Annotated in this window: 14 protein-coding genes; 8 read left to right on the top strand and 6 right to left on the bottom strand. The window is 62.2% G+C overall.

Annotation, left to right across the window (positions count from 1 at the left end; all coding sequences use genetic code 11):
- Positions 1-420: 420 nt before the first annotated feature.
- Positions 421-549 (bottom strand): hypothetical protein, encoded by a 129-nt coding sequence (locus C8J40_RS20965; protein WP_279432605.1) that lies wholly within the window; start codon positions 547-549, stop codon positions 421-423.
- Positions 550-551: 2 nt separating this feature from the next.
- Positions 552-857, bottom strand: coding sequence for a hypothetical protein (locus C8J40_RS19825; protein WP_132898498.1), 306 nt, complete (start codon positions 855-857; stop codon positions 552-554).
- Positions 858-1,255: 398 nt separating this feature from the next.
- Here C8J40_RS19825 and C8J40_RS19820 point away from each other — a divergent pair, with 398 nt between their 5' ends.
- Together C8J40_RS19820 and C8J40_RS20510 are read left to right on the top strand one after the other, a co-directional pair.
- Positions 1,256-1,462, top strand: a complete 207-nt coding sequence (locus C8J40_RS19820; RefSeq protein WP_132898497.1) for a hypothetical protein — start codon at positions 1,256-1,258, stop codon at positions 1,460-1,462.
- Between the two features lie 290 nt (positions 1,463-1,752).
- Positions 1,753-1,917: a hypothetical protein gene (locus C8J40_RS20510; protein WP_165911556.1), complete on the top strand. Its 165-nt coding sequence runs from the start codon at positions 1,753-1,755 to the stop codon at positions 1,915-1,917.
- Positions 1,918-2,263: 346 nt separating this feature from the next.
- Here C8J40_RS20510 and C8J40_RS19810 read toward each other — a convergent pair whose 3' ends face one another.
- The 3 genes from C8J40_RS19810 to C8J40_RS19800 form a co-directional block, all read right to left on the bottom strand.
- The gene (locus C8J40_RS19810) at positions 2,264-4,186 is read right to left on the bottom strand and encodes a S9 family peptidase (protein WP_132898496.1); all 1,923 of its coding nucleotides are present in this window, start codon (positions 4,184-4,186) and stop codon (positions 2,264-2,266) included.
- A gap of 214 nt (positions 4,187-4,400) precedes the next feature.
- Positions 4,401-6,188 carry an ABC transporter ATP-binding protein gene (locus C8J40_RS19805; RefSeq protein ID WP_132898495.1) on the bottom strand — a complete coding sequence of 596 codons (1,788 nt, stop codon included), beginning with the start codon at positions 6,186-6,188 and terminating at the stop codon, positions 4,401-4,403.
- A 113-nt stretch (positions 6,189-6,301) separates the two neighbouring features.
- Entirely contained in the window at positions 6,302-6,781 is a 480-nt protein-coding gene (locus tag C8J40_RS19800) for a hypothetical protein (RefSeq protein ID WP_132898494.1), read from the bottom strand.
- 1,238 nt (positions 6,782-8,019) lie between these two features.
- On the opposite strand from C8J40_RS19800, the gene C8J40_RS19790 reads away from it, so the two are divergent.
- On the top strand, positions 8,020-8,547 hold the full coding sequence (locus C8J40_RS19790) for a hypothetical protein (protein ID WP_132898492.1): 528 nt from the start codon (positions 8,020-8,022) through the stop codon (positions 8,545-8,547).
- A gap of 17 nt (positions 8,548-8,564) precedes the next feature.
- Here C8J40_RS19790 and C8J40_RS19785 read toward each other — a convergent pair whose 3' ends face one another.
- A complete protein-coding gene (locus C8J40_RS19785; RefSeq protein ID WP_132898491.1) occupies positions 8,565-9,029 on the bottom strand; it encodes a hypothetical protein in 465 nt (154 codons plus the stop codon).
- Between the two features lie 483 nt (positions 9,030-9,512).
- Here C8J40_RS19785 and C8J40_RS19780 point away from each other — a divergent pair, with 483 nt between their 5' ends.
- The 5 genes from C8J40_RS19780 to C8J40_RS19765 all read left to right on the top strand — a co-directional run.
- A complete protein-coding gene (locus C8J40_RS19780; RefSeq protein WP_132898490.1) occupies positions 9,513-9,905 on the top strand; it encodes a hypothetical protein in 393 nt (130 codons plus the stop codon).
- Positions 9,902-10,066, top strand: a complete 165-nt coding sequence (locus C8J40_RS20505) for a hypothetical protein (RefSeq protein ID WP_165911555.1) — start codon at positions 9,902-9,904, stop codon at positions 10,064-10,066. The genes C8J40_RS19780 and C8J40_RS20505 overlap by 4 nt, the downstream gene beginning before the upstream one ends.
- 131 nt (positions 10,067-10,197) lie before the next feature.
- On the top strand, positions 10,198-10,596 hold the full coding sequence (locus C8J40_RS19775; RefSeq protein WP_132898489.1) for a transposase: 399 nt from the start codon (positions 10,198-10,200) through the stop codon (positions 10,594-10,596).
- Entirely contained in the window at positions 10,593-10,940 is a 348-nt protein-coding gene (gene tnpB, locus C8J40_RS19770) for an IS66 family insertion sequence element accessory protein TnpB (protein ID WP_132898488.1), read from the top strand. Before C8J40_RS19775 ends, tnpB begins: the two co-directional genes overlap by 4 nt.
- 61 nt (positions 10,941-11,001) lie before the next feature.
- A partial coding sequence (locus C8J40_RS19765) for an IS66 family transposase (protein ID WP_243693520.1) occupies positions 11,002-11,902 on the top strand: 901 nt, incomplete at its 3' end.

Here is an 11,902-nt window from a genome sequence, read left to right as displayed (position 1 = left end):
CACTCGTTACGACCGCTGCCCAACTGTCTTCTTCTCTGCCGTCGCGCTCGCGGCCACCGTCATCTTCTGGCTATGACCAATGAGTCCTGACCCTAGTTTACGACAAAGGTATCAAACTTTGCGGTAAATCAATCTATCACAACATAACAAAATCAACTAGAGACTTATACAAATTCAGCAATTGCACAAGTCTCTGTAAGCAAGACGATTTTAAAAGTAATATGATATCCAAACTCATGTTTTGGATGTTAGGCTAACATGTGTTGTTATTGATTGCAGATATATTTGGGAACTACTATCCCAGATCAAACATTCTAGTTGGCAACGATCGCGTTTATCGTGCCGTAGCGGACCGGATATTGCTTACTCATCTGGAAGAATGCGACCCCGGTACTGGTCAACAGCGCCCAGCGACTTCGCCTACCGAAAGATCGGATTATCGACGGTCATGGGTGTCCCGCCGACGTGCCCCGTCGGTCCGCCGGTGCCTGCCAGCCAGAGGTCGACGACGATACGATCGCCATTCTGGACCGCGGCATAGCCGTTCATCGTCAGGTTGCGCGTCTTGACCCAGTAGTTAGTGACGCCCTTGCCGTCCGCGCTGTATTTGAACGCGAGAAGCCGGTGTCGTTGGCGGCGCTGCCGTTCACCTGGGTCGGTGAATTGCCGATCATTCCCAACGACCGCGCAACGGCAGGCGTGTTGGGTTGTTCGCCACCGACTATGCTGGTTGTCGTCGGTGCGGTCGCGACCGAGAGCGCTTGCCGCACCATCACGCGCGCGACCGGATCGATCTGGGCGGCTGCGGGACTGGCAAGCATGAGCGCCGATATTGCGAAAGGCGCGATCTTGGTCATGCGCGGTTCCTGCATAGGAGGACGTCGACCCGCACCGCGACGCGTGCGGACCCAGGGTCGGCTATCGGCGGGCGTTTAACAAGCTGGGGTCTTTGCCCGCCTCTGCGCTCTGCCGTCGCGCATAATCCGAACCTTCTCTGTATGCTAGTAGCCGTGTAGACACGTAGGCGTGTCGACATAAAGTTCGGGTCTTCTTCTCCGCTAGGAGATGTTCCGGAATTGGGTGTCTCGCTTTCCTGAAGGGTGTCGGGCTGACGGTCGTGGTCGGGACGGTGCCTGCCGATGCGGTGCTGCCGGCGATGACGGTGCAAGGTGGCGCGGTAGTGTACGACCCAGCGCAGCCTGGTTGAGTCGACGACCTGCTGCATGAGGCGGGGCATCTTGCGGTCACCGATCCGTTGCTTCGGGATACGCTGTCGAAGGTCGGCGACGATCCTGCCGAGGAGATGGCGGCGATCGCCCGGTCCTATGCTGCGGCGATGGCGATCGGCGTTCAGGTCCGCACGCTGTTCCAAGCCGGCTATAAGGGCGGCCCCGACTATCTGATCGCGGCATTTGCGAGAGGAAGCTTTATCGGACTGCCGATGCTGCAATATGGTGGATAGCAGCGCGTGGCGATGAGGATGGCCCGCACTTTCCCGCGATGCGGACATGGTGCGGCCCCAATGGCCTGTCGGTCGTGAGAGGTATGCGCAACCGCCTAAAGCAAAACCGCGCAGCATGCCCCTCGGCTGAACGATAAGGCTGAACCACCCCTGGCCCATTCCAACATGGAATATCGCACGCCGCAATCGACGGTATGACTGGTCAAAGGTCCGCGGCTGGATCGCGGTGACGACGGCCGGTATGCCTTGGGTAATCGAATGCCGGTCCGCCAGGATTGGAGGAGAAGGGCATGCCGTCACCACGCTGCAAGTTGCTCACTGCGTCGGGCTTGACCCGTGTCGACCAGCGCCTGATCGTCGGGGCGAGTGCGGCGCTGCTGGTCGCACGGTTGCGCAGCCTGTTGCCGTTCAGGATCCTTGCCCGCCAGCTAAGGTGGTATCCTCGCACCGCATAGCCGAGTGGCCGCCCCCGCCCCGCCCCGCCCCGCCCCGCAAGCCGAGGCGGACATGATTTTCGCGATCCGCTGGGCGATCAGTGCGGTCGCGCCGTGGCTCCCGTTCCGGACATTGTGCCTCCAGCAGGCAATCGCCGCACGCGCAATGCTGGAACGTCGCGGAATCGATAGCGTCCTACATCCCGGCGTGCGCGATCCGACCGGCACGGCACTGGAGGCGCACGCCTGGCTCGACGCCGGCGGGCTTAACGGCACTGGCTATCCGATCGATCCGGCGCTGACCGAGGTCGCGCGCTTCGTACAGAAACCTGGGCGCCTAAGCCGGCGCACGGGTTTCAGGGAATGCTCAGCGCGCATTTTTCACATACCGATCATACCAGGCGATCGCGCGTTGGCGCACGTCAGCAGACTGTTCCGGTCCCGTCACGCAGTGCCCGGCGTCGGGGTAGATCACCAGGCTTACCGGCACATTGCGATCCTTCAGCGCATGCCACCATTCGATCGACTGGGTGGGTGGCACCTCGATATCGCGCTCGCCGACGTAGATGAAGGTTGGCGTCTTCGCGCGCTTGGCTTGGTAGATCGCCGACACGTCCTCATAGGCCTTCATGTCGTCGTACATCGACTTGCCGAAGAACGGCAGCATCCACTGGTCGATGCCGTTGGTACCGTAATAGCTCACCCAGTTCGACAGACCGGCGCCCGCGACGATGCCCTTGAAACGGTCGGTCTGCGTATTCGCCCACATCGCCATGAAGCCGCCATAGCTGCACCCGCCCAGCCCCAGACGTTTGTCGTCGATCGGTGCGATCCGCTCGACCGCGTCGATCCCGGCCAGGATGTCGCGCAGGTCGCCACCCCCGAAATCGCGCTTGTTGGCGGCGGTGAACGCCTCGCCCTGCCCGTAGCTGCCGCGCGGATTGGGAAGAAAGACGTAATAGCCCGCCTTGAGCAGCGCGGCGTTCAACGAGCTCTCGGACAGATACCCTGGCGTCGACGCCGCGGACGGCCCACCGTGGACAAGCGTGATCATCGGTGCCCTGCCCGCAGATGGGCCCGCAGATGGGCCCGCAGATGGGGTCCGAGGCGCGAGCAGCCAGCCCTGCACGTCGTATCCCTCGTTCTTCCAGCTGATGCTGCGCGCCGTCACGAGCGCGGGGGCCGCGTCGTTGTCGTGCGTGATCTGACGCACCGTCCCGATCGGTCCCGCATAGATCGCGGGGGCATGCTCGTAATCCTGCACCACGGCCGCGGCGATGCGGCCATCGGCGGAGAACACCGCACGACCGTCCCCTGCGCTGACGCTTGCCGGCTTGGCGAAACCGGGCACTACCGGCTGACCGGGCGTCAGCGTGCCGAGTTGGACCTGGTCGCCCGCCAGCGTCACCGTCCGCAAGCCGGCCTTGGTCCAGTCGATCGTGGTCACGGTCGACTTCGCGCCTGCGGTAATGTTGCGCGGGCTGCCACCCGCCAGCGGTACGGTGAAGACATCGCCGCCAATCGAGCCGAAATCGCTCATCAGCCCGCCGATATACGCCACCGTCCGTCCATCGGGCGACACGCGCGGCTGGTTGAGCTGCGTCGCCGGCTTCGCAATCGCATGCACCGCGCCGGTCCGCGCATCGATCGCGTCGAGCGTCGCCACCCACCAGTTGTTGTCGCCATTGCCGAGCGCGGTCGTCGCGACGAACCCGCTACCGTCCGGCGTCCAGGCATATTCGTAGACATAGCGCCCTGCTGGCGACAACGGCGTCACCGCTGTGGCTGGCTTCGCAATGTCGAACACCGCGAGGCGTTGCTCGTCGCTTTCCTCGCCGATCTCGCCAATCATCCGCACGCCCGCCTGCGTCGCACCCGATTCCTTGGCGGCACCCAGCGTCACCAGCAGCGCGATCCGCTTGCCGTCGGGCGATACGCGCGGCGTCTGCGCGATGCCGGCGATCGTGGCGACGGTGCGCGTCGTTCTGGCATCGGCATAGGTTAGTCGCACGGTACCCGCGGTGGCGTCGCGCACCAGAAAGACCAGATCGCCGCCCGGCGCGAAGGTCAGCCCCGAATAGCTGCACGTCGCGCAGGGATCTATCGTCCGCAGCACCCGCCCGTCGGCGACGCTGCGGATCGTCACCACACCGCGCTTACCGCTATTCTCGACCGTCGCGATGCGATCGCCTGCGGGCGAGAGGGCAAGGCCGCCATATTGGTGGAGCGATTGGGCCGATGTCGGCGCCGCGGATGCAACGAGGAGAGCGGCAGCAAAGGTCAGGCGCATCGAGAGCTCCGATAAAGCGGCAATATCCATGACGCTTAACGGGTTGTCCTGACGTCGCAAGCCAGGAAAACTGCCATCGTAAACGCGGGCGAAAAGCGCGCCGGGCCTTACCGATTCTATCCGACCTAGGTTCGATCATTTGCCGTCGAGCCGTCGAGCCGTCGAGCCTTCGAGCCTTCGATCTGTCGATCTGTCGACATGTTGGGTCGTTCAGCTACGTATGGGCGGTCTGCGTGGCGTCCAGCACGATCACGCGGTCGCAGGCGCGGAGCGTTTCCTCGCGGTGGGCGATGATCAGGATCGTCGTTTCGGGCAAGGCGCGACGCAGATTGGCGATCACCGCCTGCTCGGTGGCGACGTCGATCGCGTTGGTCGCTTCGTCGAGAATCAGCAGTTGCGGATCGCGCAGAAGCGCGCGGGCGAGCGCGATCCGCTGGCGCTCGCCCCCGGACAGCCGCGTGCCGCGATCGTCCATCTGCGTATCGAGACCCCGCGGCATCGCCCTGACCATATCGGCCGCCCCCGTCTGCGCGAGCGCGTGCCACAGGTCCGGATCGGGGCGGACGTCGCTGCCCCAGGTCAGGTTACGGCGGATGGTGTCGTTGATGAGGTAGGAATCCTGCGCGACATAGGCGAGACGACGCCGCCAGCCAGCCAGTATGTCCGGGCTCAAACCCTGCGCGCCGTCGCCCTCGCTGATCGCGATCCGGCCCTCGGTCGGCTCCAGCAGCCCGGTCAGCAGGTCGACGAAGCTCGTCTTGCCGGTGCCCGACGGCCCCGACAATCCGACCAGTTCGCCTGCGCCAATTTCGAGATCGAGCCCGGTGAACACCGGCGCGCCCGCACCCGGATAGCGGAAGGTCACGCGCTCGAAGCGGATCGTTCCGGATTGAACACACGGCGCGTCCCCATCGGTCGGGATGCAAACCGGTGCGCCCAGATCGACTTTCAAATCGCGCAGCGCGGTAAATGCGGGCAGGACACCAAATAGTTGCTGCACGCTTTGCTGTAACGACCGGACCGGCCCGCTCATCCGCACCAGCACGACCAGGGCTGCCAGCAGCATGACGGCGGGAATGTCGAGCAACACCGCGCCGAAGATCATCATTGCCCCGGCCAGCGAGGCGATGCTCGCCGAGGCGACCGCAACGCGCGACTGGAAGCGCTGCTGCAGGGTCAGCTGCATGCGCAATTTGGCTCTCTCCTCGCCGATCTGCGCGACGAACGCGTCCGCCATGTCATGCGCGACCGCGATCTTGAGACCGCCTAGGAAATGTGCGGTCTCGCCGGCGATACGGAACGCGAAGCGTGTGCTCGATCTACCGACATCGGCTGCGCGCCTCGACAGCGGCACCAGCACGACGAGGCCTAGCAGGGCGAACCCGATCACCACCAGCGCGACGACCGGCGACAGCACGATCATCAGGATCGCCTGGATCACCAGCATGATGCCTGCGGCCATGATCTGCATCAGCACGGAACAGGCGAAGGCCAGCCGGGTGATCTCGCTTGACAGGATATGCGCGATCCGTGCGTGTTGCAGCCGCGCCAGCGTCGACCAGCGCGCGTGCGCCAGGTCGGTGACGACCATCAACCGGCAATGATCGACGAACCCCAGCGTCAGATCCGATACCAGCCAGTCGCGCGTCGACAGCACGACGGCACGGACTCCCACGAGCAGGCAAAACGCGCACAGCACCGCCGCCAGCTGCTCAAGCCGCGTGGTCAGTCCGATCAACGACAGCGTATCGACGACCATCGCGCGCCAGCGACCGCCGGTCTGCGGCGCCAATAGCGAGAAGATGGGCACGAGCAGTGCAAGGCCGACGCCTTCGAGAATGCCGCCGGCAAGCATCAGCCCGACAGCGGCACCCAGACGGCGTCCGCCATAACGGACGAAATCGCCGACCAGCGCCGTGCCGTCTGCTGCCAGCGACGGGTTAGCGGTGTCGGTCGCAGGATGGTCGGTTGAAGTACGAAGGAACGGCATGAGACCGAGCATGCGAGGCCGTCGCGTCGGGGGCAAGCTGGCGATGCATTCGCATCTCAAAGCGGATCGCCGGCTCGACTTCGCAATCCTCCTTCCGCAGGGCCGTTCAGCTGGGCCGATCCGGCCTAGAACGAAGCCCCCTGCCCTCGAGGCATTGAAAGATGGCGTGCGAGGCGTTCGCGTGTGAGCCGCGGGTCCTCGTACAAGTCGCGTAGTGCGCGCAGGCGGAAGGCGTTCCACCAGCGCTGCCAACGATGCTCGGCTGCATCGTGGAGCATATGGCAGCGCTGGCAGAGCGCGGCGAGATTGCGGGGCACATTGTGGCCCGGATCATGATCGAGATGCGCGCAAGCCAGGACCACGTAGGTTGTGCGGACGCGAGCCAGGTCCAAGCGATCCCGGACGACGATCCGCCGGCCACGTTCCGACCGCCAGAACCCGGTGTCGGAGTCCCACCAGCGTCCGTCACCAAGATGCGCGACGAAGCGTAGATGCGGTCGCGCACAATGTTCGCACCGAGCCCCTGCCCTGCCGAACCGGATCGCGTCCGACAGCTGCGGCCAGTCGATCGGATAGAGCCAGCGGTTTTCGGGGCGGATCGGCATCGTGATTCTATGTGTCACCGCCGATTCGAAGGAAAGCGAAACCTTCGCGTTTCGTTGCCGCCCTGTTCCGGGCGTGTTCGGTAAATATGTCTAGATCTTGCCCAGACGCCTCGACTGTATGCAGACGAACGGAACACAAGAAATGAACCAGCCTACAACCATACATGTCGACACGTATGGTTGTAGCAGGCGGTTAGCTGGAACGTCGCTGCGCAAGTATGTCGGTTTACCGGGTTTGAGTGCGGTGCCGTTTGTTCGAGAAGGTCATTCTCCCCTAATTACCGTTCGATAGGCAAGTAGTAGCTGTTACGGGTAGCGTATGTGATCACGTCAAACTGCACGACAAAAACGAGCTGTCTGGGCGGCCCTCGATACGCTCGACCCGGTCGCTGTCGAAGGTCGCAGCGCGATCAACGGTGCCGATGCTGCAATGATCGCTTTGGAAGCGTTGGTGCCAGGGCTGGTCTGGTCCGCTACATGGTGTAGCTGGAACGCTACGTCGCTTATTCGAGAGATATCATGAAAGCTGTTTTGTCGTTGATCGCGATCTTCGGATTGTCCGGCTGCATTTCGATCGGTCCTAACGGTCCAACCAGCCTCGCCGATGGAGCAGATGGCGCGATGTGGTCCGTAAGGCCGACTGCCGAAGTTGCCGCGTGCCTGGCCTCAAAGGCACAGGATTCAACCGATGTGACCTACCGTGCCGACCCGGTTACCAACGACAAGGTGGTATACCGTACTCGCGTATCGATTTTTGGAGCGCGTGACAGCCACAGCCATGAACGTGCCGTAGGCTGCTTGTAAGTAGCGATGGCCGGGTTGCTGCGCCGGGCGAAACGTCTGAACGAACCGCGCACGACGTATTTGGGGAGCGTCCACCCGCGTTTCCAGCAGCGTTCTCTATGGCGCGTAACACATATGCCAGCGCAATGAGCTGCTAGGACACCCCTCGATCGTCCTCGGGGGTGTGTGGCCCCTTTACCCACCAGGTATGCGCCTCCTGTGGCTTCCACGGGCGTTCTGGCGACAGAGACCGCAATCGCGTCGACCGGCGCTGACGGAACGGGGCAGGCGGGCCTAGCCGCAACAGCGAAGATGGCGATGACGAACAGCACGGGTGATCTCCCCGGCACCATCGAACAAGCTGCAAGCGCAAGCATGCCTTGCGCGCAGCGGCTGCTTTTGCGATCGATGGTACGCGGTTCGGTAAATCCCGGCCGTGGGGCGTAGGAACCCCAATGATCACAAGTCCGGTCGAGAGCTTCTCGGCCGGGTGGCTGTCACGCATGTCCAAGGCTTGCCCAAAGGTGGCAGCGCCTTGTGCTTGTGCAGGGTTCCTAACACCCGGCTTGCGCGCCGGGTCTGCCTCCTTTCCAAGCGCGGAGGCGATCGTGGCAGGTAACACGGAACATAAAATTCGAGAATTGCTGGACGCATTACGTGAAGGCCGACAGCCTGGATCGGTTTCAACAGAGCTCGAGGATTCGCTGCTCTTTGCCATGACGAAGATACCGCTGAACCGGCCGACAGGCATGGGCTGTTCCAGGGATGTTTATGTCGAATGGATGGCCGAGGAAGCCGAACAGTTCGTTTCACTGGCAGGAATGTTGACGCTGGAACTCCATGATGGGTTTTCGGGTCACCAGCGATTTTTGCTCGGAAAGATCGTCGCCGATTTACGACATAATCTGGAAAGGTTCATCAGCGACGTCCTTCTGATAGCCGGGGACAGGCAGGAGATACGCCGGCGTATTGAGGCAGGCTGACAAACTACAATTAAGGATCACGGCTTATGGCGATTCCGGCCGAGTATAAGAGGGCGGGGCGTCATAAACTGGTCGACATAGGCATCACTTTTTCTACGATCAAATACGTCCGCGAACCGAAGCTCGGGTTGTGCCCCGCTATCAGGCTCCGGCTTTATCGTGTCACCGTCGGGATCGTCTTCTTTCATGGGTTCGGGGTCGGTGACGGTCTTGCGATCGGCAACGCGTTCATGCTCGAATGATCGGGTCGGTTTGATAGAGTCGGTTTTTGCCGACCGCTGATCACGCCTGTACCGGAACAGGTAGGTCTTGAAGGTCTCCAGGGTCAGATCCAGTCCACCCGTTTTCAGGTGGGCGATAATGTCCTCCCTCAGCACGCCCTCTGATAGCAGGCGCTCGATTTCGGGCAGGAGAACGCGCAGTCTGGCTGCCTTGGTTGTCCGGGGCACTGTCTTGAGAGAGTCGATGAGTGGGTCGGTCATGCTGCTTTTCCGACAATCGTTTAGACTATAGCTGGGTATTATCGCTGGGTGGACAGCTTACAAAATATTTGTCCTCGATGCGCCCTCACTTTGCGCTCAATCTGTGTTTCACTGTGCGCTATGTCCTCAAAATGTCCTCATTTCACACTCAACTTATCCTCGTATCGTACTCAATCCGTTATTTTTGACGGTGTTGCCTTTGGCTCGCCTGCTGAACTTCGTTCATTAGGGTAGTTTGGACCCCCTTAAGGTTGGGGCAGCCTGTTTGGGGCTGTCGGAGCTTCAATCTCTGCCCTTAAATCGATGATTTCGGGTCGTACACCATACGCACCTTCCGGTGCTGTTAAGTGGTTGAATTATAAGAACTTCACCATGTTGCTTGCGCCGGCATCGGACCCCAAGTGGTCCCTATTCAGCTGCAAGTAATTGGAAACGGGATACTAAATCTGGATAATTGGGGTCCGTGCTGTGGTAGGACGCGTCATGAAGCTGTCAGATTCGATCAAAATCCGTTTAAGGGAGGGGCAAGCGCTTGTTTACGCTGCCGAGGCCGAAAGCCGGGGCATTGGCCTCGCAGCATTCATACGGAACAAGCTCGACCAGACCGACAGGATTGAGGAGGAGCTTGCGAGCATCCGAGCCGCAATGATCGACATGGGTGAAACGATGGACGAGCTGCGCGATCAGGTGGCAGAGCGGCTTGTTGCACCTACCCGGGAACAGGTCCCCCACGAGCCCAATGCTGTGCAGATCGAAACCCTGTTACTGTTGCGCGTGCTTTCAAAACAGCAAGATCGACAGATGGTTACGGCCGAAATTGAGCGGCAGGGGCTGGTACCCTTCCGGGTTCCAGGGCCACCGACAAGGCCCCGTTGAGCATTGCGGATCGTCATAAACTGATCGGACCCGATGTGATCAAGCCGGTGCCCGATGTCAGTTGGATCGCGGTAATGGGAGCAGGAAAAGTGATGCCGGAGATTGCCGGGATCTTAAAAAAGGTGGGATCAGGAAATTGCCTGCGTGCGGCTGTGGTGTAAGCGTGGTCTGAAGGTCGCCTTGTAGGCGGGGCGTTCAACGGGTTGATGGCGGCTCTTTGAACGGGGCCGTGATGTCAGACGAGACTATCGAACCTGCTGCAGATGTAGCGAGTAGTCATACGACCGGTCGTATGAGTGGTCGTATTGAGATTGTCGGTCGGGTGTCGGGTCGACGCCGCTGGACGGTCGAGCAGAAGCTGGCGATCCTACGCGATGCGTTTGGCCCGGATGGGTCGGTCAGGACGGCGGTCGAGCGTCACGAGGTCGGCAGCGGCGCGATCTACACCTGGCGGCGCCAAGCTATGTCGGGTGCACTGAGCGGAGTGCCGGCCCGGCCTCAGGCCACATTTGCCGAAGTCCAGATCAGCGAGCCGCCCGTGATGCTGCCGGCGCCGCCCGTCGAGGCGCCAGCGGACGCCCGGACCGCGGGGCAGATCGGCATCGAGCTGCCTTCGGGTATACGACTGACCGTCGACGGCGCTGTCGACGCCGAGGCGCTATCACGCGTGATCGGCGTGCTGACGCGATGATCCCGCAGCCGACATCGACGCGGATATTCCTGGCGTGCGGCGTCACCGACATGCGCAAGGGCTTCGATGGCCTGGCGGTATTGGTGCAGCAGGTGCTTCAGGAGAAACCACATTCCGGTGCGCTGTTCGCGTTCCGCGGCAAGCGCGGCGACCTGATTAAATTGCTGTGGTTCGATGGTCAGGGACTATGCCTGTTTTCGAAGCGGATGGACCGGGGGCGTTTCGTCTGGCCGGTGACGGCGACGGGCACAGTGGCGCTGACATCGGCGCAGGTGTCGATGCTTCTAGAGGGCATCGACTGGCGCCGCCCAGAGCGGACTTGGTCACCAACATTAGCAGGCTGAAAACATAGCTTTTCCGCCATTTTTGCTCGTGTGAGAGTGCGCGAACTGCTATGAAAACGAGGTGTCGCAAGCCCCTCTTGCCCCATCTGATGCCGAGGTCCGGATTGCCGTGCTGGAAGCGTCGCTCGCCCGGGCCAATGCAGCACTTGCCGCTCGCGACCTGCTCATCGAGACACTGCGTGGTCAGATCGCCCGGCTGCGGCGGATGCAGTTCGGCGCATCCTCCGAGAAGCTGACGCGCGAGATTGCGCAGCTTGAACTCGCGCTCGAGGAACTGGAAACCGAGAGCGCAGTCCCGGAGACCGCCGCGGCCTTGTCAGACACGCCCGGGCGACCGGCACCAGTCCGTGCGTTGCCCGACCACCTGCCACGCAAGGAGCTCGTTCACGAACCCGCCTCCGGCACCTGCACATGCCCGGGCTGCGGCGGTGCGCTACGCCGCCTCGGGCAAGACGCCGATGAGATGCTCGACGTCCTGCCGGTGCACTGGCGCGTGGTGCGGAACGTCCGACCGAAATACAGCTGCCGGACCTGTGAGAAGATCGTCCAGGCGGCTGCCCCGGTGAAGGCGGTCGCCCGCGGAAAGGCGACATTTGCAACGCTGGCCCATGTCGTCGTCTCGAAGTTCGACCATCATCTGCCGCTTTATCAGCAGTCCGAGATGATGGTAGCCCAAGGCCTGGACATCGACCGCTCGACGCTGGCTGGCTGGGTCGGTCAGGCAGCCGCGCTGCTCGACCCCATCGTCAGCCGCATCCGCGAGGAAGTGCTGAAAGGCGACAAGATCCACGCGGACGACACGCCCGTTCCCGTGCTCGACCCCGGCCGCGGACGCACCGCGACCGGGCGGCTGTGGGTCTATGCGGTCGACGACCGAGCCTCGGGCAACACGACCCCGCCGGCGACATGGTATCGCTTCACGGCCGACCGCACCGGTGCACACCCGCAAGCCCATCTTGCCG

The organism is Sphingomonas sp. PP-CC-3A-396, from assembly GCF_004343105.1.
In the GTDB taxonomy this organism is placed as follows: domain Bacteria; phylum Pseudomonadota; class Alphaproteobacteria; order Sphingomonadales; family Sphingomonadaceae; genus Sphingomonas.
Note: the sequence above shows the minus strand (reverse complement) of the source record. Positions and strands in the feature narration are given on the sequence as shown.

Excerpts from the sequence above, each read along its gene's own strand:
- C8J40_RS20965 (WP_279432605.1), bottom strand. The coding sequence starts at position 549 with ATGAACGGCTATGCCGCGGTCCAGAATGGCGATCGTATCGTCGTCGAC.
- C8J40_RS19825 (WP_132898498.1), bottom strand. The coding sequence starts at position 857 with ATGACCAAGATCGCGCCTTTCGCAATATCGGCGCTCATGCTTGCCAGT.
- C8J40_RS20510 (WP_165911556.1), top strand. The coding sequence starts at position 1,753 with ATGCCGTCACCACGCTGCAAGTTGCTCACTGCGTCGGGCTTGACCCGT.
- C8J40_RS19810 (WP_132898496.1), bottom strand. The coding sequence starts at position 4,186 with ATGCGCCTGACCTTTGCTGCCGCTCTCCTCGTTGCATCCGCGGCGCCG.
- C8J40_RS19805 (WP_132898495.1), bottom strand. The coding sequence starts at position 6,188 with ATGCTCGGTCTCATGCCGTTCCTTCGTACTTCAACCGACCATCCTGCG.
- C8J40_RS19800 (WP_132898494.1), bottom strand. The coding sequence starts at position 6,781 with ATGCCGATCCGCCCCGAAAACCGCTGGCTCTATCCGATCGACTGGCCG.
- C8J40_RS19790 (WP_132898492.1), top strand. The coding sequence starts at position 8,020 with ATGATCACAAGTCCGGTCGAGAGCTTCTCGGCCGGGTGGCTGTCACGC.
- C8J40_RS19785 (WP_132898491.1), bottom strand. The coding sequence starts at position 9,029 with ATGACCGACCCACTCATCGACTCTCTCAAGACAGTGCCCCGGACAACC.
- C8J40_RS19780 (WP_132898490.1), top strand. The coding sequence starts at position 9,513 with ATGAAGCTGTCAGATTCGATCAAAATCCGTTTAAGGGAGGGGCAAGCG.
- C8J40_RS19775 (WP_132898489.1), top strand. The coding sequence starts at position 10,198 with ATGAGTGGTCGTATTGAGATTGTCGGTCGGGTGTCGGGTCGACGCCGC.
- tnpB (WP_132898488.1), top strand. The coding sequence starts at position 10,593 with ATGATCCCGCAGCCGACATCGACGCGGATATTCCTGGCGTGCGGCGTC.